This is a genomic window from Pseudoalteromonas gelatinilytica (assembly GCF_001641615.1).
GTDB classification, from domain to species: Bacteria; Pseudomonadota; Gammaproteobacteria; order Enterobacterales; family Alteromonadaceae; genus Pseudoalteromonas; species Pseudoalteromonas gelatinilytica.
Genome location: NZ_LRRU01000020.1, coordinates 809,378 through 834,482, shown reverse-complemented (window position 1 = coordinate 834,482; position 25,105 = coordinate 809,378). Strand labels below are relative to the sequence as shown.

Here is a 25,105-nt window from a genome sequence, read left to right as displayed (position 1 = left end):
AAATATTCCTATAAAAATAAAATGTTTAACTAAAGTATTATTTCAGCTAAGCTAACATTAGCTACACTTTATGATAAATAAAGGAATAGTCACGCACAACGCACTAAATTATGCAAAAAAGCATAAATAAAGGTGTAATAGGACATTGTTGATGTGGTTTCTAATTTTCTTGTCTGTTAAATAAAACGTTTTAATTCAATTAATTAAAAATAAATATGAAAGATATACGAATTTTTATAAAAAATATAATGACAACGCTGTCATTTGTTGTGTAACATTAAATCAACAAAGGTTGAGATGATTTCGCATTCTGATAAGAAAAATAATGCGATTTAGACAAAAACTAAACGAAGGCTAGGGGTCGTTAAATGATGGCGAAGAGTGTGAATGAGGACCAATTGTTTATTGGTATTGATGGTGGCGGAACGAAATGTCGAGCAACTATCTACTCTGTTAAACAAGGTGTATTAGGAACTGGCCTAGGTGGTCCTGCAAATCCATTACATGGTTTGGAACGTACTCTCGAATCAATTATGGTCTCAACACAATTAGCACTTCGTGATGCGGGTTTACCGCTTGAAACCGTTCATCAGCTTTATGCCGGCTTAGGTTTAGCAGGTGTAAACCTACCAAGTTTGTACGACAAGATTATGGAATGGGAGCATCCATTCAAACAAATGTTCCTCACCACCGACTTACATACAGCCTGTATCGGCGCACACGAAGGGAGTGATGGTGCGGTGATCATCACAGGCACTGGCTCATGTGGTTTTTCATGTGTAAATGGTCGCACAACTAACTTTGGCGGTCATGGCTTTGCCTTAGGTGATAAAGGCAGCGGCGCCTGGATGGGTCTTGAAGCAATAAAAGCGACCTTGTTAGACCTTGATGGCCTAGGCGAAGCAACAAACCTAACTAACGTGATCACCGAGCATTTTGAAGCTGACAATGCGATGGCAATTGTTGAACAAATGTCTGGTCAGCCTTCGAGTAGTTTTGCCAAATTAGCCCGTTATGTATTTGAAGCAGCCAATAATAATGACAAAGTTGCTATCTCCATTGTGAAAGAAGGGGCTGATTACGTTAGTAAATTAGCGCAGCGCTTATTAGAGAATAACCCGCCACGGTTATCTATGATTGGCGGTTTAGCCGAGCCATTAAATAAGTGGCTTGCAGAAGATATTGCGAAACGCGTTGAATCTCCTATTCAACCACCGGAAATGGGCGCGGTGTATTTTGCTCAGCAATCTGTTCTTGAACAAAACCAAGAGGTAAGTTTGTAATGACGATTTATCATGCAAGTTCATTGTTTACCGGTGACGAATTTTTATCTGATGTGTATTTTAGCGTCGATAATGGTGTGTTTAAGCGTGTTGAAGCAGATGCTAATGCCGTTGCATTAACGGGTTTAGTGGCCCCCGGTTTTATTGATGTACAAGTAAATGGCGGTGGCGGGGCGTTTTTTAACGCTGAACAAACGCCAGATTGCTTAGATAGAATAGCCAAAGCACATGGTCAGTTTGGTTCAACAGCGATTATGCCAACCCTGATCACTGACCAAGTCGAAGTCATGGCAAAAGCGGCCGATGCCACTGCACAAGCAATTGCTGAAGGTGTTCCGGGCATAATGGGTGTGCACTTCGAAGGCCCGCACCTTTCATTAGGGAAAAAAGGCACCCACAGCGAGCAATTTATTCGTCCAATCACAGAACAAGAATTTGCAATTTACGCCCGCCAAGACTTAGGCATTAAAATGGTTACCTTAGCACCTGAAAATGTCAGTGCTGATGATATCGCACGCTTAGTGGAGAGTGGTGTAAAAGTGTGTATTGGCCACACCAATGCAGACTTTGCGACCACCAATGCTGCACTTGCTGCAGGGGCTGATGGTTTTACCCACTTATTTAATGCCATGTCAGCATTTACATCACGAGAGCCAGGTGTTGTTGGTGCTGCACTTTGGGATGATAACAGTTGGTGCGGCTTAATTGTTGATGGTCACCATGTACACCCATCATCAGCAAAATTAGCTATTCGCACCAAACAGCGCGGAAAAATTATGTTAGTCACAGATGCAATGCCACCTGTGGGGACTGATGACATGGAGTTTGATTTCTTTGATGGTCGTAAAGTTATTCGTACTGGCGATCGATTAAATTCAACGACCGGTGAATTAGCAGGCAGCGTACTTGATATGGCAAGTGCGGTGCGCAACACAGTGAACACATTGGATGTTAGCCTTGCTGAGAGCTTACGTATGGCATCACTTTATCCTGCACAATATTTAGGTTTACATAAAAAAGGTCGCTTACTGAGCGGGTTTGACGCTGACTTTGTGGTGTTAGACGCACAGCAAAATGTACAAGCCACCTTTATTGCTGGAAAAGTGCTATAACAAGCTTCCCTGGTAAAAACCCCGCCGTTGTATCGCGGGGCTTTTTCTATTTAAGGTAATACAATGACAACAACACAACCAACAAGAAAACGTTTGGCATCGCTGGATGCGCTGCGCGGCATGGATATGTTTTGGATATTAGGCGGACAGTCACTATTCGCTGCGCTCTTCGTTTTAACTGGCTGGACTGGCTGGAAAGTTTTTGAAGCACACACCGTGCATAGCGTTTGGCATGGCTTCACATTTTACGATCTTATTTTCCCATTGTTTATATTCTTATCGGGTGTGGCGATGGGACTAGCTCCGAAACGCATTGACCATTTACCGTTTGATGAGCGCAAAGTGTATTACCGCAAGGCGGGTAAACGTCTTTTACTATTGTGTTTATTAGGTATTTTGTATAACCACGGCTGGGGCACAGGGATGCCGATGGCGTTAGATGAAATTCGCTATGCCAGTGTGCTTGGCCGCATCGCTATTGCATGGTTCTTCTGTGCAATGTTGGTTTGGCATACTAGTTTACGAACACAAATTATTACCGCTGCGGCTATTTTAGTGGGTTATTGGTTACTACTTTGTTTTGTTCCAGTGCCGGGTGGCAGTGCTGGTGACCTTTCAGCAGCAGGGAGTTGGAATGCATGGTTTGATGCACACTTACTGCCGGGTATTAGTTATCAAAACCGTGTAGTAGACCCAGAAGGTGTGTTGTCGAATATCCCTGCGATAGTCAATGCATTAATGGGTGTGTTTGCAGGTCAATTAGTGGCTCGAGCTCAGCAAATTGGCGAGTGGAAAATGACCGCCTTGTTGTTCGCAGCAGGTGTGGTAAGTGTATGCTTAGGTTGGTTATGGGATTTACAGTTCCCAGTAAATAAAGAACTTTGGACCAGCTCATTTGTGCTTGTAACCGTTGGCTGGAGTGCCATATTGCTCGCCGTTTTTTATGCACTGGTTGATATTTTACCGGGGCAACGCGCTGCGTATCCATTTGTGATCATAGGTGCAAACTCGATTATTATTTATTTAGCGTCAAGTCTTGAGAATTGGGGCTATGTAAGCCAAAGCGTATTTGGTGGGGTGATTCGAGCTGTGCCAGAGGCGTGGCAACCCCTGATGGCGGTCATTGCGTTATTAGCAGTACAAATGCTGGTATTGCATTGGATGTATCGCCGTAAGATCTTTGTTAGTGTTTGATAATTATTAAACACTAACAGAAAGAGTAATTTTTTATTCACTTTTACTTTACAAAGATAAAACTAGAAGTGATAATGACAGCGTTGTCATTGTGGTTATAGCTACTGCATCGTATCCTGGCAGTGGCTTGATCTAAAACCCAGCTCGATTGCACGTGGGGTTGGGTTTTAGGTCCCATTTTTTTCCAACTTATAATTAGAGCTAATCGATATGCAAATAGTGATTCTTGATGATGCAGCCCAAGTTGCAGCGTATGGTGCCAACATCTTTGCGAAACAATTACTAAAAAAACCAGCCTCGGTTCTTGGTCTTGCCACAGGTTCAACACCTGTTGCTTTGTACCAACAACTGATCGAAAAAAATAAAGCTGGCGATATTTCGTTTAGCCAAGCGACAACATTTAACTTAGACGAATACTTAGGTTTAACTGGCGAGCATCCACAAAGTTACCGTTACTTTATGAATGAGCAGCTGTTTAACCATGTTGATATCGACAAACAAAACACCCATGTACCGCCGGGTGATGCAGTAAATCCGCTTGTTGCTTGTACTGAATATGAGCAAAAAATCACAGCCGCTGGTGGTGTTGACGTACAACTACTTGGTATTGGCCGTAATGGTCACATCGGTTTTAATGAACCTTCATCAGGTTTGACATCACGCACCCGTGTAAAAACACTGACGAAAGCGACGATTGAAGACAATGCGAGATTTTTTGCAGAAGGCGAATATCAACCGCATTTATCAATCACTATGGGTATTGGTACTATTTTAGAAGCCAAGAAAGTAGTGCTTTTAGCTACGGGTGCAAGTAAAGCGGATGCCGTTCACGCCATGGTAGAAGGCCCGTTAATGGCTAAATGCCCAGCTTCAGCATTGCAACTTCATAAAGATGCGGTGATCATCATTGATAAAGCTGCCGCAAGTAAATTAGAAGATTTAGAGTTCTATCAGCATATTGAAGCTGAGAACCAAAAACTACAAGCGCACCTAGCGACCTTGTAAAATTGTGAGAGAGAATAAAAAAGCCCAGTTTGGGCTTTTTTTATGCCTGTAATAAATTGGGTTTATCATCTGCTTATGGTAGTTTTAGCGAGTAAACTATTTTCAAGGAATGCCATGCTGAATTACTCTCAAATGCCATTGGATCGTGCATCAAATCGCCGTAAAGATCCAAAGTGGTTAAAGGCTCAAATGAATTCTCAGAGTCGCTGGTTATTGGTCAATAACAATCAAAGTTTATTTGTTAAAGACAGTCCTGAAGTGTGTTATTTACGCTTATCTCAAGTGGATCATCTCGATTTATCAAAAGGCATTTTATTGGGTTTAGACGACGATGATGTGGCTCATTTTGCTTTAGATGTCAGCCATGTTCCAGACTCACTCATTGAGCCTATGCTTAATGGCGCTGAATTTGTTGATATTCGCAAGTTAGGCCCACTAGTTGAGCTAAAACAAGGCTCGATTGCCGCACTGGCAAGGGGCTTGTGTTTTTGGCACGCAACGCACCGTTTTTGTGGTCGTTGTGGTCATGAAAATAACATGGTTGAAGCAGGGCATTCACGTTTATGTGAGAACCAAACTTGCCAGCATCAAACTTTTCCGCGAACCGATCCTGCCGTGATAATGATCGTGACTAAAACCTTTTCAGATGGGGTTGAGCGCTGCTTGCTAGGCCGTCAAGCAAGCTGGCCTGACGGTGTTTTTTCAACTCTTGCTGGTTTTGTTGACCCAGGTGAAACACTAGAGCAGGCCGTTGCCCGCGAAGTTATGGAAGAAGCTGGTGTTGCGGTGACAGATATTCAATATATCGCTTCACAGCCTTGGCCATTTCCATCATCAATTATGTTTGGCTTTATGGCCACAGCAGTTTCAGAAGATATTCAAGTAGATAAAGACGAGTTAGACGATGCAAGATGGTTTAGCCGTGCTGAACTTAATGAATTTGGCCAATGGCATGAGCAGGGCAGTCATCTTAAACTAACCCGACAAGATTCTATTTCTCGATTTTTGGTTGAGCACTGGCGCAACCTGTAAAGCACAGCTTGGACAAATTATGACAAAGACAAATAAAAATACCCAAATCGTCTCTGCAGGGCGTAAAAAAGCATATACACAAGGAGTTGTGAACCCTGTGGTGCAACGCGCATCAACAGTGGTATTCGACTCGGTGGCTGATTTAAAAGAAGCGGCTAAGAAGCGAGGTGACAAAACGTTATTTTATGGCCGTCGCGGTACGACCACACATTTTGCTCTGCAAGAAGCGATTACTGAACTTGAAGGCGGCGAAGGCTGTGCGCTATATCCATCAGGGGCGGCTGCAATAAGCAATGCGCTACTCTCGTTTGTGAAAACGGGTGATCATATTTTAATGGTGGATACTGCTTACGAGCCGACCCGTGATTTTTGTGACAAAATACTGGCTGGATTAGGCATTGAAACAACCTATTACCCGCCGGGAATTGGCGCAGGAATTAGTGAGCTTATCAAAGATAACACCCGCGTATTGTTTTTAGAATCACCAGGTTCAATCACTATGGAAGTGCAAGATGTGCCAGCCATGGTTGCTAAGGCTAATGAGCGCGGTGTAATGACCATGCTAGATAACACCTGGGGTAATGGTCTGCATTTTAGACCGCTTGAGCATGGCGTTGATATTAGTATTCAAGCTGCAACAAAATACATCGTGGGTCACTCTGATGTGATGATGGGTGTGGCGGTTGCCAATAAAAAGTATTGGCCAACCCTTCGCGAAAATTCATACCTACTTGGTCAATGTACCTCTGCGGATGATGCCTATTTAGCACTACGTGGTCTGCGTACTATGGCTGTGCGTTTAAAACAGCATGAACAAGCCGCCATCGAAGTGGCTAAATGGCTTGAAACACACCCATTGGTTGATCATATTCGCCATCCCGCTTTTGCAACGTGCCCGGGTCATGAGTTCTTTAAACGAGATTTTGATGGCAGTAATGGCTTATTTTCATTTGTAATGAAGCAAGGTAATCAACAAGCGATTGATGCGTTTTTAGATAGCCTCCACCATTTTAAAATGGGATTTTCTTGGGGAGGTTATGAGAGCTTAGTCACGGCAAACCTCAGCATGAAAGGGCTTCGCTCTGAAACGGGTTGGTCGCAAGGCCCAGTAATAAGACTTCACATTGGCCTTGAAGATGTAGCAGATTTACTAGCTGACCTTGACCAAGCGCTTGCAGTATACGAAAGCCACCTCTAGGTTAAAAGTTTATACTTTGTTACATAAGACCCGCTTGTCGGGTCTTTTTTTTCTGGTAATTCAAGCTGTTTCAACTTAGTGTAATTCTAATAATAAAATTCATTAAGGATTATGAGTGACGCAGTTACATCCTAAACGACTTGCACAAATTGCACAATTTGAGCTGGTACGACTATTTCTAACCAAACGTGGTTTGTTGGCGGTTGCCGCTTTTGCCATTTGTTGGCTACTTATTTTACGCTATCCCATTGCCCAATCTGTGACCTTGATTAGCTCACCTGATTTTGCCGATTTTGCTAGGCAAGCATTTGGCGCCATTGGCATCAGTAAATTACTTGATTGGCCTGAATCTGAACTGGCCGTTTATTGGTTGATTGCTTTATTTAGTTTTCCAAGTTTTTGTTTGTTTTTATGTAGTGACCAAACAGTGGGCGACAGACAACGAGGTACGTTGCGCTTTTTATCACTTAGAGCGACTCGTTCAGAAATTATTATTGGCCGCTTTTTAGGGCAGCTACTCATTTTAGCGGCATTGTTATTTGTTACCTTGATGGCAACGGTTGCAATGCTTGGCTATCGTGAGCCAAGTTTGTTGCTTTCTGGCTTATCGCGAAGCTTTATGTTGTTATTTTATTTGCTTGTTGCGGTTATGCCATTTATTGCCTTGATGAGCTTTTTGAACACGTTTGCCCGTTCATCGCGTCTTGCTTTTGTATTGGCTATTTTGTTCTTTGCTGGCGGTAATATTGTGATTGGCTTACTGACGTGGCAATGGCCTGCATTTGAGGTTTTAAATTACATATTTCCCGGCTATCAACTTGATTTAATGGCAGGTCAACGTGCCGGCGTCACACTGGCTCTAGGTTTACCACTTTTACAAACGGCAGTGTTACTGCTTGCTGGAGAACGAATTTTTGCAAGGAGCTCATTATGACCGTTTTAATTCAGGCACAAGGCTTGTCAAAAAACTACGGGGCTAAACGAGCGCTCGATAACGTTAGCTTTGAAATAAAGAAAGGAGCGCCGGTAGCGCTAGTTGGCCCAAATGGGGCGGGTAAAACAACGTTATTCAGTTTGTTATGTGGTTATATTTTACCAAGTTCAGGAAAATTATCGGTCATGGGGCACAGCCCAGGCAGTGCGGCGTTATTTGGTAAGCTAACCGCGTTACCACAAGATGCCCAGCTTGATCCTCGTTTTAGTATTGCGCATCAACTTAACTTTTATGGTCAATTACAAGGGCTCAGTGGTGCGGTTCGAAAAAAAGAAACGGCTCGTGTTCTAGAGCTGGTTGGTTTGTCAGAAGTGGCTAAGCAGCGACCGGATGATCTTTCTCATGGTATGCGTAAGCGAGTGACGATTGCACAGGCATTAATTGGTTCACCTGAAATAGTGATGCTTGATGAAGCAACTGCAGGCCTTGATCCAATTCATGCTCGTGAGGTAAGGGAGCTGGTAAGTTCTTTAAGTAACGAAGCAACATTTATTTTAAGCTCCCATGACTTAACTGAGCTTGAGCGATTATGCTCTGGGGTTTTACACCTAGATAAAGGGGTGTTAAGTGAGCATCAAGCCCGTTCTAGCACGCAAGATAATAAACACTTTATTACACTGCAGTTAAATCAACACTATGATGATGTCGAAGCAAAGCTTGCAAGCCTTGCCCATGTACATCATGTTTATATGAGCCAAGCAAAAGAATATGTGATCGAGTTTGAGAAAACCGCAGAGCCTTTTGATATCAATCTTCTACACTTTTGTTATCAACAAGGTTGGCAGTATCGTCAACTAGTGAATGGTCACACACTCGAAAATCAAATTTTTCATAAGGAGAGCTAATTATGGGTTTATTAAGCGGATTAATGGGTAACGCAAGTGAAGTCGATAATGATGATTTAGAAGAACTACTTGCCAATACGCTGATTGATGGTGAAACAGTACAAAAAGCCTATAAAGTTATTCGAGATATGTTCATCTTTACCAATAAAAGATTAATTATTATTGATAAACAAGGTGTTACTGGCTCTAAAGTTGAAATGCTGAGCATTGCTTACTCAAAAATCACTAAGTTTAGTAAAGAAAGTGCTGGGCATTTTGATCTGGATGCTGAACTGAAAATTTGGGTTGGTTCAGATCCAACGCCAATCAGTAAAGACTTTAAAGCAGGAGATAACATTAATGAGGTTTATAGAATTATAAGCCAATTCGCTTTATAAGGTACTGAGAGGCTTTACTTTTTTCTCTAAAAGTTGGCTGGGAGACGTAAGTTTCGGCCAACTTTTTCTTTACATTTGCCGACACTTTATTACAATTAATCAAGTAAAAACAACTGCTTAGTTAAGTATCCATTCAGTTTTCTCACGTTAGCATGTGCCCAACTTAGCCATCAGGCTAGTTTTCAACAGCAATGAAACAATGTTAATAGGGAAATCTGTTTATGAAAAAGTTAGCAGTTATTATTTCGAGTATGCTTCTGTCAACTGCCGCGACTGCTGCGGATAGTTACCAATCAATTAGCCATTTAGGGTACATGGACACCGATGGCAACGACACTGTAAGCGTTGATTCAACGTATTACTTCGCACCAAAGAAAACAATGGGTCCTTACGACCAGTTTGAATACATCAACAGAACAACCAACGTGTTTGGTTCGTACGCAGATGATGACTTTGGTGATGTAACTAACATCGGTGGTGAATACTTCGTACAAGATTTTGTATTTGGTGCGGGTTATAGCAACTACGATTACGGTTCAGATACTGATTTATTCAATGTATCTGCAGGTTACTTCTTTAATCCTAACCTTCTTCTTAAAGCAACATTTATCGACGTAGAAGACGGTGACAACACTGTAATGTTCGACCTTAAATACAATCACCAGCTTAACAGCACTGATTACTTAGGTTTCACATTCACAGCTGACGATGAGTTTGATTACCGTGCAGTAAATGCAAAATACTTCATGGATCTTCAACAAGGTAACTACCTAACAATTGAAGGTACAATCTCAGATACAGACGATAGCGGTAGCTCTTGGGAACTAGGTTCTAACTACTACTTCTCTAAAGCAACGTCAGCATTTGTAACGTTTAATAAAGAAGATGACTACAGCTTTGGTGCACAGCACTTCTTTAACAAAAACGTAGGCTTAAAAGCTGGTTATGCAAACAACTGGGATGACTCAGATTACGATGCATACTTTGCAAACGTAAGCTTACAGTTTTAATCATTAATTTGATGATATAAAAAAGCCCGCATAATGCGGGCTTTTTCGTTTTTATAATTACCAACCGCACTGGCGGTCTTTATTTTGCTCATCAAGGTATTTTTGTAACGGTGCAAAGTAATCTAAGATTGCTGTTGCATCCATTTCTTCTTTACCAGTGATCGTCGCAAGAGCTTCTTGCCATGGGCGACTTGAACCCATCTCTAACATTGCATTTAGTTTTTCACCCGCCTCAGCAGAGTTGTAAACTGAACAACGATGAATCGCTTCTTTGTTACCAGCAATTTCACATAAACTTCTGTGGAAGTCGAATTGTAAAATGTGCGCTAAGAAATAACGTGTGTAAGGCGTGTTACCTGGTACGTGATACTTGGCACCTGGATCGAAGTCTGCTTCGCTACGTGCGATAGGCGCTTGGACACCTTGATATTTTTCACGTAATTCCCACCACGCTTTGTTGTAGTTCTCTGGCGTTACTTCACCTGAGAAAACTTTCCAGCGCCATTGGTCTACCAATAAACCAAATGGAATAAATGCTACTTTGTCTAAAGCCATTTTCATTAACAGGCCAATATCTTTTGACTCATCAGGCACCTCGTCTAATAAACCAATTTCTTTTAAATAACCCGGTGTAACAGAAAGCGCAATGGTGTCACCAATTGCTTCGTGGAAACCATCGTTCGCACTTTCTTGGTAGTAAACAGGCTGATCTTTATATGCGCGTTGATAGAAGTTATGGCCTAGCTCGTGGTGAATAACAGAGAACTCTTCACCTGTACGTTGAATACACATTTTAATGCGTAGGTCATCTTTGCTATCGATATCCCATGCTGATGCATGACACTGCACATCACGGTCTTGTGGTTTAGTGAAAAGTGAGCGCTCATAGAAGGTATCTGGTAGTGGTGCAAAGCCCATTGATGTAAAGAACTTCTCGGCACCACGTACCATTTTAAGTTCGTCGTAATCGTGCTCAGCTAATAGTTCAGTTACGTCATAACCAGGATCGGCATTTTCTGGTGCAACAACATCGTAGATGTTACCCCACGTTTGTGCCCACATATTACCTAGTAAGTGTGCAGGGATAGGTTGGTCTTGTGGTACTTTATCTTCGCCATATTTTTCACCTAGCTTGGCACGAACATGACAATGTAATGAATCATAAAGTGGTTTAACTTGGCCCCAAATGCGGTCAAGTTCTTTCGCAAAATCATCGGCTGGCATGTCGTATTTACTACGCCACATAGCACCTGTATCTGCATAACCTAGCTCTTTTGCACCTTCATTGGTGAGTGCAACTTGTTGCTCATAAAGCGGGCGCATAGGCTTTGAAACTTGACGCCAGCCTTGCCATAAATCAAGCAATTCATTGTAATCACGGCTCGTTGCCATTTTCGCAGTCATCTCGCCAAGGCTTAAACAGCTACCATCTTCTTTACAGTATTTACCTTTACCATAAATACCCCCTAGCTCAGCCACTAGCTGTGAAAGCTTAGCTGTTTTTTCAGCATCTTGTGGCGCAGGTAAGGTGAGCGCTAGTTTAAGTTTATCGAGTTTACGACGCGCATCGTAATCAAGCTCTAAACTATCGAATTTTGCAGCTTCATTAGCAAGGCGAACAACAGCTTCAGTCATCTTGCGATTTACTTCAGCAGATAGTTCAGCAGTATCATGGGTGATGAAGTTGGCATAAATCCATTCAGCACGGCTTGCTTCTAAATAAAGCGCGCTTAATTCTTTTTCAGTATCGGCGATAAATTTAGTGGCATCTTGTGCTGTTACTTGGCTTGTTTTGACTTCAGCAGTCGTTGTTTTAGTGCTTGCAGCGTCATCATTACAGCCAGTAAGTGCTAGTGCACTTGCGACCATAAGTGCGCTCATGCTGAGCTTAAATGGAGTCTTTTTCATAACGTTCCCTAGAAGTTTATTGTTATTTATTGCCCATGCATAATAGCAGTGTCTTAGTAAACAACAAACTGCATCGGTAAAAACAACCTAGGTAAGAGCCGCTTACGTTGTATTTATGGCACGATCAGTCATACTTGAACCAGTTAATTAAAATAAAAGGATTGCACAATGACGACCGTAATCATTCTGTTACTGGTTGCTGTGATTGTAATTTTTGCTGTGAAAGACATTCGCATCAATCTTGTCACACGACCTACGTTTAGTATGTTTAAAAAAGTTTTGCCGCCGTTATCGCAAACAGAACGTGAAGCTATGGAAGCGGGTGATGTTTGGTGGGATGGTGAACTATTCAGTGGTAACCCAGATTGGCAAAAACTGCATCGTTTTCCTAAACCTGAATTAAGCGAAAAAGAACGCGCATTTATGGGCGAGCAAGTCGAAACCTTGTTAGCCATGCTTGATGATTATCAAATCGTACAAAAAGATAAAGACCTACCAAAAGTAGTGTGGGACTACCTAAAAAAAGAAGGGTTCTTTGCGTTAATCATTCCTGAAAAGTTTGGTGGTCGCGAGTTTTCGGCGATTGCAAATTCAACCATCGTATCGAAAATTGCCACTAAGAGTTTAACCGCTGCGGTTACCGTAATGGTACCAAATAGCTTAGGTCCAGGCGAATTACTCCTTCATTATGGAACTAAAGAGCAACAAGAGCGTTGGTTGCCAAGCTTAGCTAAAGGTGATGATGTACCTTGTTTTGCATTGACGGGCCCTGAGGCGGGTTCGGATGCAGGCAGTATTCCTGATACAGGCGTTGTGTGTAAAGGCATGCATGACGGTGAAGAAGTGATTGGTTTAAAACTTAACTGGTCAAAACGTTATATCACCCTTGCACCCATTGCCACCGTGCTGGGTCTTGCATTTAAGATGTACGATCCTGAGGGTTTATTAGGTGATAAAAAAGAGCTTGGTATTACATGTGCGCTTATTCCGACAGACCATGAAGGTGTTCAAACAGGTGAGCGTCATTACCCTTTAAATATGGCATTTATGAATGGCACAACGTACGGTAAAGATGTGTTTATTCCGCTTGATTGGATCATTGGTGGTGAAAAAGGCGCTGGTCGAGGCTGGCGTATGTTAGTTGAATGTTTAAGTGCTGGCCGTGGTATTTCGTTACCAGCGCTTAGTACAGCAACTGGCCACTTGGCTTCAAGAATGACATCTGCCTATGCAACCGTACGCCAACAATTTGGTGTGTCGATTGGCCAATTTGAGGGTGTTCAAGAGGCGCTTGCTCGCATAGGTGGTTTGACTTACACCTTAGAAGCGACACGGTTAATGACTGCAGGGGCGATTGATTTAAAACTAAGTCCGTCTGTGGTTACCGCCATAGCTAAGTACCATATGACTGAAATGGGTCGTACAGTTATGAACGACGCTATGGATATTCATTCAGGTAAAGGTATTCAAGTTGGGCCGAATAACTATTTAGCTCATGGTTATATGGGGATCCCAGTTTCGATTACCGTTGAAGGTGCAAACATTTTGACTCGTAACTTGATGATATTTGGTCAAGGTGCCACTCGCTGTCATCCGTTTGTTTTAAAAGAAATGGAAGCGGCTGCAATGGAAGACCATGATGTTGCCTTGAAAGAATTCGACTCATTACTGCTGCAACATATTTTATTTGCAGGTAGTAATGCAGGTATGGCATTTGTTCACGGTTTAACGCGTAGTTACTTCGCTAAAGCCCCTGTATGTGGCGCAACCACTGTTTACTACAAACAGTTGAGCCGGATGAGTCGTGGTTTAGCGTTTTGTACTGACGTTGCGATGTTAGTGTTAGGTGGTGAGTTAAAACGTAAAGAGATGATTTCGGCTCGTTTAGGTGATGTGCTTAGCCACTTATATCTTGCTTCATGTGTACTGAAACGTTATGAAGATGAAGGACGCCAGCAAGCGGACCTACCTTTTGTGCAATATGCAGTAGAGCATTCGTTATTCTGCATTGGTCAGGCATTCGATGGCTTCTTTAAAAACTTCTCTAATCCTGTGGTTAATTTTTTACTCAAACGTATTGTCTTCCCACTAGGTAATCATTACCACCGTCCAAGCGATGAGTTAGCTCAAACAATGTGTGAGCACATGAGCAAACCAGGGGTCTTTAGAGACAGATTAACCCATCTTTGTTATGTCGATGAAAATGCAGGCACGGGTGTCATGGAAAATGCCTTTTTAGCCATGATTGATACCCATGAAGACTTTAAGCAGCTTCGTAAATGGCAAAAAGAAGGCACTATTGCGAAAACCCTTGAGCTTGAGGGCGCAATTGCTGCAGCGAAAGAGAAAAACTTGATTAACGAAACCGTTGCAGAGCGAATGAATCAAGCCAATGAGCTACGTAAACAAGCAATAGCCGTTGATAACTTCGCCCCCGGCGAGCTGTAAACTCTTGTTAGAATAAACAAAGCCTTGCATTTGCAAGGCTTTTTTATAGGCCGTGAGTAATGACTTTCTCTGCTTCGCTGGCTGGCATAGGTTTCGCTTTTAAGAAGCCTTGACCAAACTTACATTGAGTTTGCTTTAAGATTGCTAATTGTTTTTCTGTTTCAATCCCTTCAGCAACAACATCGAGATTTAACGATTGAGCTAATGATAAAATGGCATCAACCAATGGGTTATGCGCTTTATTTAAATGATCGATAAAGCTTTTATCGATTTTTAAAATATGGATAGGTAATTGGTGTAAATAACCAAGCGCAGAGTAGCCAGTACCAAAATCATCTAAACATAGCTTTACTTCAAGAGGCTCAAGGCCTTTTATGATTTTTGTAGCGAGCTCTAAATTACCAATTAGTCCTGACTCGGTAATTTCTAAGCACAGCGAGCCCAAAGGAAGCTTGTATTTAGAGTACAAAGCATGAATTTGTGCCACAAAGTCGAGGCTTGCAAAATGACGTGATGATACATTTACGGTAATTCTGCCAAATGCTTTACCTTCACTCGTCCACTTTGCGATTTGCTTTGCAGCAAGCTCAAGCAAATGTAAATCTAGATTAATAATCTGGCCTGTGTCTTCAGCAACGGGAATAAAATCATTTGGTGAGACAAAGCCTTTACTTGGGTGATGCCAGCGCACAAGTGCCTCAAAACCAACAACCTGTGCATCTTGAATAGTAAAAATTGGTTGGTAGTAAAGTTCAAAATCGTTATGCTCAATACCATGCTGTAAATCATTTTCTATATCTGCATGATTTTTAAGTTTTTTACGCATTGTATTGTTGAAAAACTTAACCTTGCCTCGACCTGACGACTTTGCCTCGTACATTGCAGCATCGGCATGTTGCAATAGCTTGTAAGCTTGATCGCGACTGCTTTCACAAAACGCAACACCAATACTTGTTGATGCTTGCAATAAATGACCATCAATATCGAGGGGCTCAGCGAGAACCTGTTGAATGCGTTCAAGGGCATCATTAATTTGTTGTTTATCGGTGATGTTTTCCATAAATATGGCAAATTCATCGCCCCCCAAACGGGCAAAGGTATCGGTATTGCGAATGGTACCTAAGATCAACTCACAGATTTTTACTAAAAAGTGGTCGCCAACCTCATGACCTAATGAATCATTGATACTTTTAAAGCGGTCAAAGTCTAGATAGAGCAGGGCATGTTGGTGACGTTTATCTGCTCTTGCCAGACGCAGAATGGCATGTTTAATACGCTCAATTAACAACGAGCGATTGGCAAGACCGGTTAATTCGTCGTGAAGAGCACGGTGCTCAAGCTCTTGTCTTGATAATTGACGGTCTATTGCCATGCTAATTTGGCGGCTGACATACGTAAGTAAGGCACGGTCATGTTCGTCATAGTGATAGCTTTTACTGTAACTTTGTACGGCGATAACCCCACTAATACGCTCATTTACTTTAAATGGTACACCCAGCCAAGATTCGGCCTGACGACCAACCATTTTAAAATGACCTGCATCAATGTGCTGTTGAAACTCTTCTTTAGTAAAAAGTAAGGATTGGTCGATGTTTAATAAATAATAAGATGCGGTGTCTTTTAGTTGTTCTTTCGATATTTTCTTATGCGCGTTAGAACGCACGCCTTCTTCGATAATATAAACTAAATCAAGCACATCTAGTTGCTTGTCATATAGGCCAATAAAGAAGTTATCTGCCCTCAGCAAAGAGGTAATAATGCCATGTAAAGACTCAAAGAAGCTATCTAGCTCGCTTGATTGATAGGTTAAGTTAGCGATTTGCAGCATGCAGCGTTCAAGTTTTTGCGCGTCGTTTAACTGCATCACGGTTTGCTGTAAGTCTTCTACGGTGCGAACTTGATTTATCTTAGCACTTAATAGATGCGCCACTGTTGATAAAATCTCTAAATGCGCATCATTGTAATAATGTTTTTGTGGGTGCTCACAGTCAATGACACCCAGAACTTTTTCTTTGTAAACTAATGGTACGCAAAGCTCAGAAAGAGCAGGGCGAGAATCTGCGATATAACGCGGATCTTGACTGACATCGCCAATCATTAACGGCTTACCAGTGCTTGCGACATACCCCGTAATACCCTGATCAAAGCTGATTTCTGTACGGTCAATATGATATGTATCATGGCTGCTTGCTGTGCCAATAGACGCCATTTCTTTGAGGGTACGCGTTTTATCATCTGCTAAATAAATGACACATTCTATGAAGCCTAAGCGGCTTACCACTTCAGACGTGACATATTCTAACAATTCTTCAACTGTGTCTAATTGCATCACAGATGATGAAAACTGATTAATAATATGTAGTTGGTCTGTTTTGACCTCAAGTGCAAAAGCAGCGTCTAAACTCTTAGGCATAGATTAAAAGGTAACCGAAATGTTGTATTAATTTATTACGTTAACCTACTATCAAACTATCCACAAAGTTATTTTCAAAAAAAACTGGAACTGGTGTAAACTAGGCACCTGAATATGGACTTGAGTGAATAAGCGAGGTTATTTGCTCAACGTTTACGCTATCCCCCTAACTTTAGCCGTGGAAACCAGCAATGTCAGATTTAAATTCGATGCAAACTCTAACAATTACACGCCCTGATGATTGGCACATTCATTTACGTGATGGCGAGCAACTCGTTGATACCGTTCGTGATGCAAGCCGTTACATGGGCCGCGCGATCATCATGCCTAACCTTGTTCCACCGGCAACCTGTACAGACACTGCGTTATCTTACTATGAGCGAATTAAAGCTGCGGGCCCGCAAGGTAACTTTGAGCCATTAATGGTGCTCTACCTAACAGATAAAACAACACCAGAAGAAATCAAAAAAGCGAAAGCAACAGGTAAAATTGTTGCTGCTAAGTTGTACCCAGCTGGCGCGACGACCAATTCAGATTCAGGTGTGACATCAATCAAAAACATTTACCCAGTACTTGAAGCAATGCAAGAAGTGGGTATGTTGCTATTAGTGCATGGTGAAGTAACTGATTCATCAATCGATATTTTTGACCGTGAGAAGGTTTTCCTAGAAACAATTCTAGCGGACGTAGTAAATGACTTTCCTAGCCTTAAGATTGTGCTTGAGCACATCACCACAAAAGATGCGGTTGAGTTTGTGAATAATGCACCAGAGAATGTAGCTGCAACCATTACAGCTCATCACCTTCTTTATAACCGCAATCATATGTTGGCGGGGGGCATTCGCCCACATTATTACTGCTTGCCTATTCTTAAGCGTAACATTCATCAGCAAGCGCTAATTGGTGCTGCAACAAGCGGTAGCAAAAAATTCTTCTTAGGTACTGACTCTGCACCGCATTATAAAGACAAAAAAGAGGCGGCGTGTGGTTGTGCTGGTGCATATACTGCTCACGCAGCTATTGAACTTTATGCAGAAGCTTTTGAAGAAGCCGGTGCTTTAGATAAGCTTGAAGGTTTCGCAAGCCACTTTGGCCCAGACTTTTACGGAATGCCTCGTAACCAAGATACGATTACACTGGTAAAAGAGAGCTGGACAGTACCTGCAAGCTATAAATTAGGTGATTCAGAAGTAGTACCAATCAAAGCTGAAGCGCAAATGGATTGGCAAGTTAAATAAGTTTTAGCAAGCGATAAATTTAGAATTAAAAGCCCATCAATTTGATGGGCTTTTTTCATTGAATATTAATTGTTTATAAATAGTACTGTCATATATTTTTGTTTAGGCGGTTGACCTTAAAATTATTTTCGATTATTAGAGCTAAAAACTATTTAATGTGTTAGTCTTAAATTGCTTTGAGTTTTTGCGTATTGAATTTACGGATAATGTGCGGCTGTACGGTTACCGGTTTGGTTATTGGTTCTTCCTGTACTTTACCCCAAGTTTATTGGGCATTCACTCAGGGAGGATAGAGCCATATTGGCTGAATTTTAATAATTGACTTACAGGAAAATTTGGTATGTCAAACACGGTTACTGGTAAAGTTAAGTTCTTCAACGAAGCTAAAGGTTTCGGTTTTATTGAACAAGAAAATGGCCCTGACGTATTCGTACACTTCAGCGCTATCACAGGTACAGGCTTCCGCACTCTTAGCGAAGGTCAGCAAGTATCTTTCGGCATCAAACAAGGTCAAAAAGGCCCTGAAGCTGAGAACGTAGAAGTAGCATAATTATTTATGTGAACCTGAGCATTTTGGTGAAACAGTTTCTGTTTCACCAAAATTCATTTTAATACCTAACAACCCCACGTTTACCCTTCACCATATATCACTCTAATTGTACCGAAATTATATTCCTCCAAAGGCATTGAAAATGACTAATTTAGTCAGCCCTTAAGCTAGAAGTTCACGATCTATGCCCTAAAAGCTACTCTCCATAACTAAAGTATTATATGCTGTACCGATGGGATTTTATTTAACATGACATCAGCTGTTATGTTTAGTTAGTAGTTTTGATCAAACATGAAAGTTAACCGCGAAGGAAAGTTTACAGTTATTTTTCACCAATCTAGAAATAACCCGCTAAACTTAACCTATCCACATATGGAAAAAATGCTGAGTAACTTATACTGGTTTGATGAAATATAATGAAGGTTTGCTAATCGATGAGCATAGGAAACAATATACTTTTGGTAGACGACCACCCGATGGTGGCAACAGCAATTAAGATGGTACTTGCAAAGTCTACTCTGGTGAATGAAGTACAAGCTGTTGGAAGTCAAAAGGAAGCATTGCAGTTTTTAAAAAGTAATAATGTAGCGCTGGCGATTTTAGACATCGAGTTAGAAGACTCCGATGGCTTTAGCTTATATAAGCGTGCAGTCAGTAGTGGCTTTACTGGCAAAGTATTGTTTTTATCTGCAAAGCAAGACAAACACATCATCCGCACAGCTGCGAAACTAGGCGCACAGGGATTTGTTAATAAGGCTGAAAGTCTTGAAGATATTTCTTCTGCTGTTGAAATGATTTTGCGTGGTTATACATTCTTTCCGCAAGAGCATCTTATTGCCTCTGAAAAAGACATCGATGAGTTACTAACAGAACGTGAGCTCGCGGTGATGAATTATTTGCTCCAAGGCCTATCGAACAAAGATATTGGTGAAAAGCTTTTCATTAGTAACAAAACGGTAAGTACATACAAAGCGAAAATATTTGAAAAGCTTGAAGTTGATTCAATTATCTCACTTGCAAAGCTGGTAAAAGACCGCGCTGTATTTTAATTCTCTCACCCATAGCGGTGAGAGAATTCAACTCTCTCATTCTTGTGTTTAGTGTCTGTTTTGCCTGCATATTGAGCAGTAATGTAAGCTCGGTGCATAAAAATTCTGCAAAATAGATTTTTTAGATGAATAAACTGAATTTTTTTTCATTTTTCTTTAGCTCTTTCTGTTTTCATAAAATGTTACATTTATGTTTAAGCTTGAACCTAACATGAATGCAATGTTCGCCAGTAAAGGGCTATAGAAGTAGCAGTTGAATACCTCTGTTATATTTTTGTTAATTCGTTGTTTTGGTTATTTTCATCTCAACGACGAGTCACCAAATTTTTCCGATGAAAGCCGAACATCAAGTTGACAGACTCTGATGCATTTAGCATTATTGGAGGGTTGATATCTATTAAAAGATATCAGGGTTGTCCTCTTCGGAGGGTAATTAAATTATAAAAGTAACATTACTTAATTGGTTGGGAACTATGTCTGTTAAAATCAGAAAGAGTCTTGTAGCATCAGCGTTGGTTGGCGCTTTTGCATTTGCAAGCAGCAATGTGATTGCAGATCCTTTGAAAGATGTGCAAGATGCAGGTCAACAAATTCAAAAGGCTGCTGTTAAGTCTCAAACTAAAATTGACAATGTATATGGTCAAACTCAAGAGCTAATCGCTGAGTACCGTAGCGTTGTTGACGAAACTGAGCTAATGAAGGTTTATAACGATCACGTAGCACGTTTGGTCGCTGACCAAAACGCTTCAATCGAATCGTTTGACCGTCAAATCGCAACTATCGATAACACGAAACAAAACGTTGTGCCTTTGATGTATCGCATGATCGATACGCTTGAGCAATTCATCAAAGCGGACGTTCCGTTCAATCTTGAAAACCGTTTAACACGTGTTGAAAGACTTCGTGACATCATGGCGTCAGCATCAGTTACTACATCTGAAAAATTCCGCCAAGTTCTTGAAGCTTACACTGTTGAAACTGCATACAGCTCAGCTGTAACTGCTTCTCAAGGTACTCTTGAGATCGATGGTAAGAGCATCAACGTTGACTTCGGTCGTTTAGGTCGTATCACATACGTAGCTCAGTCTTTTGACCTTAAGCACGCGTGGGTGTGGGATAACAACACTAAACAGTGGAAAGAATTAGGTGAAGAATACCTAAAACCTGTTAAAGAAGTTATCCGTATGGCGCGTAAACAAGCGACATTAGAACTTGTTAAACTACCAATCTTCGGCGCGGAGTAATCAATAATGAAGAAACTATTTAAAGGTTTTGCTGTTGCAGCAGTACTATCTGTTTCTGCAGGTACCGCGCTTAATGCACACGCAAACACTGATGCTTTAGACAAAATTCTTGAGCAAGTTAAGCAAGAACGTATCTCTGAAGGCAAATTAAACAAGCAACGTGAACAAGAGTTCCTTTCAGCTCGTGCTGACAAGCAAGCGTTACTTAACAAAGCGAAAAGCGATCTAGCTGCTGAAAAAGCACGTGGTGATCGTTTATCTAAAGAATATGCACAAAACGAAAATACTTTAGCTGAAAAAGAGCAAGCTCTTTTAAACGCTCAAGGTACGTTAGGTGAGATGTTCGGTGTTGTACGTCGTGCAGCTGCTGATGCAATCGGTTCAATCGAAGCATCACTTGTTTCTGCTGAAAAACCAGGACGTGCTGAAGTACTTCGTTCACTAGCTGCAGCGAAAGAACTTCCAACTGTACGTGAATTAGAAGAGCTTTGGATTTCTCTTCAAACTGAAATGACTGAATCAGCTAAAGTTTCAACTTTCGAAACTGAAGTTGCAGGTCTTGACGGTTCATCTTCTGTGAAGAAAGTAACGCGTATCGGTAACTTCAACTTAGTAACTGACGACGGTTATTTAATCTACTCTCCAGAAACTAAAGCGATCCAACCTCTAGGTAAGCAACCTGATAGCTACATCCTAGCTGGTATCAGCGATTTAGAAAAAACTTCTGCAGACAACTACGCTGGCGTATACATCGACCCGACTCGTGGCGCGATCTTACGTATCAACACGCAGAAAAAATCGTTAATGGAATACTACGAGCAAGGTGCTGAAGTAGGTTACATCATCACAGTATTACTTGTTGTTGGTCTACTTATCTTCATCGTTCGTTTCATTGATCTTGCGCTTACTAGCACTAAGATTAAGAGCCAGCTTAAAAACCTTTCTACTCCGAATACAAACAACCCTCTGGGTCGTATTCTTAAGGTTTACGCTGACAACAAGAATCAAGACGTTGAAAACCTTGAGCTTAAACTTGACGAAGCAATCCTACGTGAAACGCCTCGCATCGAAGCTGGTATCAACATCATCAAGATCTTGGCAGCAATCGCTCCATTACTAGGTCTACTAGGTACGGTAATCGGTATGATCCTTACGTTCCAAACAATCACATTGTTCGGTACAGGTGATCCGAAGATCATGGCTGGTAATATCTCTCTAGCACTTGTAACTACAGCGTTAGGTCTAATTGCAGCTCTACCACTTATCCTACTTCACTCAATCGTTGCGGGTCGTAGTAAGTCGGTTCTACATGTCCTTGATGAGCAAAGCGCAGGTATCATCGCTGCTCACGCGGAGAAGGAGAAAGCCTAATGCTAGTCCTGATGGAGATCTGGGAATCTATCAGGGATTTTGTTGGCACAGGCGGCCAGGTTTTATACGTGGTCGCGATAGCACTCTTTCTTATGTGGGTTTTAATGATTGAGCGCTATTGGTTCCTACTAGCTGAGTTTCCTCGTATGACGAAGGACATCGTAGCTCAGTGGGATGCCCGCCAAGACACTACGTCTTGGTACGCACACAGAATCCGTGAAGCATGGATTTCTGAAGCGTCTGAAAAATTAGATCAGCGTATGTTGTTGATTAAGACATTGGTAGCTATTTGTCCTTTAATCGGCTTACTAGGTACTGTAACGGGTATGATCGCGGTTTTCGAAACCATGGCTACTCAAGGTACAGGTAACGCACGTTTAATGGCATCAGGTATTTCAATGGCAACAATCCCAACAATGGCTGGAATGGTTGCGGCACTATCTGGAGTATTCTTTAGCTCACGCCTTGAGGCAAGAGCGAGAATGGCGAAAGCTAAACTTGTAGATAGCATGCCTCATCACTAGAGAGAGAATTAAATATGGCACGTAAACAACGTTTTCGTGAAGAAGAAGAAGCAGCGGTTGATATGACGCCAATGCTTGACATCGTATTTATCATGCTTATTTTCTTTATCGTAACTACATCGTTCGTTAAAGAGGCTGGTATCGAAGTCAATAAACCTAAAGCAGCTGCAGCTACGAAGCAAAAAAATGCAAACATTTTTGTTGCTATCCGTGCTGACGGTGCGATCTGGATTGATAAACAACAAGTAGACGTTGAACGTGTATCAGCTAAGCTTGAAAGTTTATTAGCAGAACAACCTACAGAAGTTGTAATTTTGCAAGCTGATAAAGAAGCAAAACACGGCGTAGTAGTTAAAGTTATGGACCAGATCAAAGCGACGGGTGATAACCTTAAAATTTCAATAGCTGGAGATCAGTAATGATTCGTTTTCTGTTTTCACTGATTGCAGGTGGGGCAGTTACTTTCGGCTTGTTCTACTTCATGGCGTACCTCATCTCCGGTGGAGCTGATCGTGCGACTGAACAAAAAGAACAGATCGTAGTCGAAATTATGACGAATCCGCCTGAATCTAAGGTGCAGGAGAGGAAGCGTGTTCCGCCTCCGCCTCCGCCACCGCCAAAGCAGCCGCCTAAACCGCAGCCGCCTCAGCCGGAAAACAGCAACCCGAACACTGGTGGTTTGTCATTTAATATGCCAAGCATCGATGTGGGTAGCACAGCTGGTGGCCTAAGTGGTCCAGGTGCATTTGGACGTGATGGTGACGCGACACCTATCGTTCGTATTGAACCAAAATACCCAACGCAAGCAGCGCGTGATGGTAAAGAAGGTTGGGTACAACTTTCATTCACTATCAACGAAGTTGGTGGTGTAGAAGATATTCAAGTGATCGACGCTGATCCTAAACGTATCTTCGACCGTGAAGCTAAGCGTGCGTTATCTAAGTGGAAATACCGTCCTAAAGTTATTGATGGTAAGCCACAAAGACAACCGGGTCTTCAGGTTCAATTAGACTTTAAACTTAACCAAGGCAACTAAGGAGGCGAGTAATGAGAAATTTATCTAAAGTAACTGCTCTTGCGCTTCTTATGTCACTATCAGGTGTGGCATTCACTGCACCTGCTTTAGCTGCGCCAGATTACGCGAAGATTGAAGCGCGTAAGAAAGCAAAAACTAAAGTTATGGGTGAGCGCGTTGGTAAGAAAGTAATTAAAGCGTTTGACTTGTATAATGAAGAAAAGCTTGACGAAGCGATTGCATTACTTAAAGAAATTGATGCATCAGATGACTTCGACAAAGCGACTGTTGACCGTTATTTAGGTCAAATGTACGCTCAAAAAGAGCAGTATCAGTTAGCTATCAAGCACGTTCAAGCAGCTGTTAAACCTGACGTTTTAAACTTTGCTGACCAAGAGCAAGGCCTAAAACTATTAGGTGATATGTACGCAGGTACAGAGCAATATGCAAAAGCGAAAGAAGCTTATGCAGCTTGGATGGACTTCACAGGTGAGGAAGACGACAAAGTTTATACACGTATTGCGCAAGCAAACTACGAGTTAAAACTTTATAAAGACGTACTTCCTGCTGCAAACAAAGCAATCGAATTGGCAAAAGAGCCTGCTAAAGCCTCTTACCAATTAAAGCTAGCTGCCTATTTTGAACTTAAACAGTACAAAAACATGGTAGAAGTAGCTGAAGAGATTGTTCGTGTTTGGCCTGAAGACAAAAAAGCCTGGGTTGGTTTAGGTAAATATTACCTACAAACCGAAGACTTCAAGAAAGGTCTTGCGACCATGGAAGTTGCCTATAAAAATGGCTATTTTGAAAACGAAGTTGAATACAAAGTACTTTCTAACTTTTATTCGTTAAACGATATTCCTTACAAAGCAGCTGTAGTGCTTGAAAAGGCAATCAACGAAAACAAAGTTAAGCGTAACAAGCAAAATATCAGTGCAGTGGCATCTAACTACCACCGCTCAAAAGATATTGAAAAAGCAGCTAAATACTATGAAGAAGCGGCTAAATTTGATGACGATGCAGAGCTTTACCGCAAAGCTGGTTCATTACTTTTACAATCGCAAAACTATAGTGCAGCCGTTGTTCGTTTGAACAAGGCGTTAGAGCTTGGTTCTGATAAAAAAGGAACTATTTACTCTGACTTAGCTGAAGCTTACTACTACCAAGAGAAGTATAAGCAAGCTTACAACGCTATCACTAAAGCAATGGATGATCCGCGTACGCGTAAATTCGCGAAGAGCTGGTCAACCTTCATCAAAGATAAAGCGAACCGTAATGGCGTGAAAATCTAATTG

Annotated in this window: 22 protein-coding genes; 20 read left to right on the top strand and 2 right to left on the bottom strand. The window is 41.6% G+C overall.

The features are described 5' to 3' along the window. The first annotated feature begins 368 nt into the window (after positions 1-368). The 10 genes from nagK (at position 369) to NH153_RS16675 (ending at position 10,050) form a co-directional block, all read left to right on the top strand. On the top strand, positions 369-1,283 hold the full coding sequence (gene nagK / locus NH153_RS16720; protein ID WP_063705952.1) for an N-acetylglucosamine kinase: 915 nt from the start codon (positions 369-371) through the stop codon (positions 1,281-1,283). Continuing rightward, the gene (gene nagA, locus NH153_RS16715) at positions 1,283-2,395 is read left to right on the top strand and encodes an N-acetylglucosamine-6-phosphate deacetylase (RefSeq protein ID WP_063705950.1); all 1,113 of its coding nucleotides are present in this window, start codon (positions 1,283-1,285) and stop codon (positions 2,393-2,395) included. Before nagK ends, nagA begins: the two co-directional genes overlap by 1 nt. Before the next feature lie 63 nt (positions 2,396-2,458). Further along, on the top strand, positions 2,459-3,589 hold the full coding sequence (gene nagX, locus NH153_RS16710; RefSeq protein ID WP_063705948.1) for a transmembrane glucosamine N-acetyltransferase NagX: 1,131 nt from the start codon (positions 2,459-2,461) through the stop codon (positions 3,587-3,589). 210 nt (positions 3,590-3,799) lie between these two features. Then, positions 3,800-4,594 (top strand): glucosamine-6-phosphate deaminase, encoded by a 795-nt coding sequence (nagB, locus tag NH153_RS16705; protein ID WP_063705946.1) that lies wholly within the window; start codon positions 3,800-3,802, stop codon positions 4,592-4,594. 114 nt (positions 4,595-4,708) lie between these two features. Beyond that, positions 4,709-5,626: an NAD(+) diphosphatase gene (nudC, locus tag NH153_RS16700; protein ID WP_063705944.1), complete on the top strand. Its 918-nt coding sequence runs from the start codon at positions 4,709-4,711 to the stop codon at positions 5,624-5,626. A gap of 19 nt (positions 5,627-5,645) precedes the next feature. Next, on the top strand, positions 5,646-6,824 hold the full coding sequence (locus tag NH153_RS16695; protein WP_063705941.1) for a cystathionine beta-lyase: 1,179 nt from the start codon (positions 5,646-5,648) through the stop codon (positions 6,822-6,824). A 115-nt stretch (positions 6,825-6,939) separates the two neighbouring features. Beyond that, positions 6,940-7,758 (top strand): ABC transporter permease, encoded by an 819-nt coding sequence (locus NH153_RS16690; protein ID WP_063705939.1) that lies wholly within the window; start codon positions 6,940-6,942, stop codon positions 7,756-7,758. Next, positions 7,755-8,663, top strand: a complete 909-nt coding sequence (locus tag NH153_RS16685; RefSeq protein ID WP_063705937.1) for an ABC transporter ATP-binding protein — start codon at positions 7,755-7,757, stop codon at positions 8,661-8,663. The genes NH153_RS16690 and NH153_RS16685 overlap by 4 nt, the downstream gene beginning before the upstream one ends. Before the next feature lie 2 nt (positions 8,664-8,665). Next, entirely contained in the window at positions 8,666-9,040 is a 375-nt protein-coding gene (locus NH153_RS16680; RefSeq protein WP_054551567.1) for a PH domain-containing protein, read from the top strand. Positions 9,041-9,261: 221 nt separating this feature from the next. Beyond that, positions 9,262-10,050 carry a putative porin gene (locus NH153_RS16675; protein WP_062564210.1) on the top strand — a complete coding sequence of 263 codons (789 nt, stop codon included), beginning with the start codon at positions 9,262-9,264 and terminating at the stop codon, positions 10,048-10,050. Positions 10,051-10,107: 57 nt separating this feature from the next. Here NH153_RS16675 and NH153_RS16670 read toward each other — a convergent pair whose 3' ends face one another. Further along, positions 10,108-11,958 (bottom strand): M2 family metallopeptidase, encoded by a 1,851-nt coding sequence (locus tag NH153_RS16670; protein ID WP_063705935.1) that lies wholly within the window; start codon positions 11,956-11,958, stop codon positions 10,108-10,110. Positions 11,959-12,126: 168 nt separating this feature from the next. On the opposite strand from NH153_RS16670, the gene NH153_RS16665 reads away from it, so the two are divergent. Next, positions 12,127-14,406: an acyl-CoA dehydrogenase gene (locus tag NH153_RS16665; RefSeq protein ID WP_063705933.1), complete on the top strand. Its 2,280-nt coding sequence runs from the start codon at positions 12,127-12,129 to the stop codon at positions 14,404-14,406. Positions 14,407-14,449: 43 nt separating this feature from the next. Here NH153_RS16665 and NH153_RS16660 read toward each other — a convergent pair whose 3' ends face one another. Beyond that, on the bottom strand, positions 14,450-16,819 hold the full coding sequence (locus NH153_RS16660; protein ID WP_063705931.1) for an EAL domain-containing protein: 2,370 nt from the start codon (positions 16,817-16,819) through the stop codon (positions 14,450-14,452). A gap of 191 nt (positions 16,820-17,010) precedes the next feature. Here NH153_RS16660 and pyrC point away from each other — a divergent pair, with 191 nt between their 5' ends. The 9 genes from pyrC to NH153_RS16615 all read left to right on the top strand — a co-directional run bounded on the left by pyrC (position 17,011) and on the right by NH153_RS16615 (position 25,102). Beyond that, a complete protein-coding gene (gene pyrC, locus NH153_RS16655) occupies positions 17,011-18,057 on the top strand; it encodes a dihydroorotase (RefSeq protein WP_055196831.1) in 1,047 nt (348 codons plus the stop codon). A 340-nt stretch (positions 18,058-18,397) separates the two neighbouring features. Further along, entirely contained in the window at positions 18,398-18,607 is a 210-nt protein-coding gene (locus tag NH153_RS16650) for a cold-shock protein (RefSeq protein WP_036967526.1), read from the top strand. 434 nt (positions 18,608-19,041) lie between these two features. Next, positions 19,042-19,656 carry a response regulator transcription factor gene (locus tag NH153_RS16645; protein WP_063705929.1) on the top strand — a complete coding sequence of 205 codons (615 nt, stop codon included), beginning with the start codon at positions 19,042-19,044 and terminating at the stop codon, positions 19,654-19,656. Positions 19,657-20,129: 473 nt separating this feature from the next. Further along, complete coding sequence (locus NH153_RS16640) at positions 20,130-20,900, top strand: DUF3450 domain-containing protein (protein WP_063705924.1); 771 nt, start codon at positions 20,130-20,132, stop codon at positions 20,898-20,900. A 6-nt stretch (positions 20,901-20,906) separates the two neighbouring features. Then, positions 20,907-22,271 (top strand): MotA/TolQ/ExbB proton channel family protein, encoded by a 1,365-nt coding sequence (locus tag NH153_RS16635; protein ID WP_063705921.1) that lies wholly within the window; start codon positions 20,907-20,909, stop codon positions 22,269-22,271. Next, the gene (locus tag NH153_RS16630) at positions 22,271-22,795 is read left to right on the top strand and encodes a MotA/TolQ/ExbB proton channel family protein (protein ID WP_036967538.1); all 525 of its coding nucleotides are present in this window, start codon (positions 22,271-22,273) and stop codon (positions 22,793-22,795) included. The genes NH153_RS16635 and NH153_RS16630 overlap by 1 nt, the downstream gene beginning before the upstream one ends. 14 nt (positions 22,796-22,809) lie before the next feature. Beyond that, positions 22,810-23,214: an ExbD/TolR family protein gene (locus NH153_RS16625; protein ID WP_054551557.1), complete on the top strand. Its 405-nt coding sequence runs from the start codon at positions 22,810-22,812 to the stop codon at positions 23,212-23,214. Next, the gene (locus tag NH153_RS16620) at positions 23,214-23,831 is read left to right on the top strand and encodes an energy transducer TonB (protein WP_063705919.1); all 618 of its coding nucleotides are present in this window, start codon (positions 23,214-23,216) and stop codon (positions 23,829-23,831) included. Before NH153_RS16625 ends, NH153_RS16620 begins: the two co-directional genes overlap by 1 nt. An 11-nt stretch (positions 23,832-23,842) precedes the next feature. Beyond that, on the top strand, positions 23,843-25,102 hold the full coding sequence (locus tag NH153_RS16615; RefSeq protein ID WP_063705917.1) for a tetratricopeptide repeat protein: 1,260 nt from the start codon (positions 23,843-23,845) through the stop codon (positions 25,100-25,102). Positions 25,103-25,105: the final 3 nt, after the last annotated feature.

Excerpts from the sequence above, each read along its gene's own strand:
- nagK (WP_063705952.1), top strand. The coding sequence starts at position 369 with ATGATGGCGAAGAGTGTGAATGAGGACCAATTGTTTATTGGTATTGAT.
- nagA (WP_063705950.1), top strand. The coding sequence starts at position 1,283 with ATGACGATTTATCATGCAAGTTCATTGTTTACCGGTGACGAATTTTTA.
- nagX (WP_063705948.1), top strand. The coding sequence starts at position 2,459 with ATGACAACAACACAACCAACAAGAAAACGTTTGGCATCGCTGGATGCG.
- nagB (WP_063705946.1), top strand. The coding sequence starts at position 3,800 with ATGCAAATAGTGATTCTTGATGATGCAGCCCAAGTTGCAGCGTATGGT.
- nudC (WP_063705944.1), top strand. The coding sequence starts at position 4,709 with ATGCTGAATTACTCTCAAATGCCATTGGATCGTGCATCAAATCGCCGT.
- NH153_RS16695 (WP_063705941.1), top strand. The coding sequence starts at position 5,646 with ATGACAAAGACAAATAAAAATACCCAAATCGTCTCTGCAGGGCGTAAA.
- NH153_RS16685 (WP_063705937.1), top strand. The coding sequence starts at position 7,755 with ATGACCGTTTTAATTCAGGCACAAGGCTTGTCAAAAAACTACGGGGCT.
- NH153_RS16680 (WP_054551567.1), top strand. The coding sequence starts at position 8,666 with ATGGGTTTATTAAGCGGATTAATGGGTAACGCAAGTGAAGTCGATAAT.
- NH153_RS16675 (WP_062564210.1), top strand. The coding sequence starts at position 9,262 with ATGAAAAAGTTAGCAGTTATTATTTCGAGTATGCTTCTGTCAACTGCC.
- NH153_RS16670 (WP_063705935.1), bottom strand. The coding sequence starts at position 11,958 with ATGAAAAAGACTCCATTTAAGCTCAGCATGAGCGCACTTATGGTCGCA.
- NH153_RS16665 (WP_063705933.1), top strand. The coding sequence starts at position 12,127 with ATGACGACCGTAATCATTCTGTTACTGGTTGCTGTGATTGTAATTTTT.
- NH153_RS16660 (WP_063705931.1), bottom strand. The coding sequence starts at position 16,819 with ATGCCTAAGAGTTTAGACGCTGCTTTTGCACTTGAGGTCAAAACAGAC.
- pyrC (WP_055196831.1), top strand. The coding sequence starts at position 17,011 with ATGTCAGATTTAAATTCGATGCAAACTCTAACAATTACACGCCCTGAT.
- NH153_RS16650 (WP_036967526.1), top strand. The coding sequence starts at position 18,398 with ATGTCAAACACGGTTACTGGTAAAGTTAAGTTCTTCAACGAAGCTAAA.
- NH153_RS16645 (WP_063705929.1), top strand. The coding sequence starts at position 19,042 with ATGAGCATAGGAAACAATATACTTTTGGTAGACGACCACCCGATGGTG.
- NH153_RS16640 (WP_063705924.1), top strand. The coding sequence starts at position 20,130 with ATGTCTGTTAAAATCAGAAAGAGTCTTGTAGCATCAGCGTTGGTTGGC.
- NH153_RS16635 (WP_063705921.1), top strand. The coding sequence starts at position 20,907 with ATGAAGAAACTATTTAAAGGTTTTGCTGTTGCAGCAGTACTATCTGTT.
- NH153_RS16630 (WP_036967538.1), top strand. The coding sequence starts at position 22,271 with ATGCTAGTCCTGATGGAGATCTGGGAATCTATCAGGGATTTTGTTGGC.
- NH153_RS16625 (WP_054551557.1), top strand. The coding sequence starts at position 22,810 with ATGGCACGTAAACAACGTTTTCGTGAAGAAGAAGAAGCAGCGGTTGAT.
- NH153_RS16620 (WP_063705919.1), top strand. The coding sequence starts at position 23,214 with ATGATTCGTTTTCTGTTTTCACTGATTGCAGGTGGGGCAGTTACTTTC.
- NH153_RS16615 (WP_063705917.1), top strand. The coding sequence starts at position 23,843 with ATGAGAAATTTATCTAAAGTAACTGCTCTTGCGCTTCTTATGTCACTA.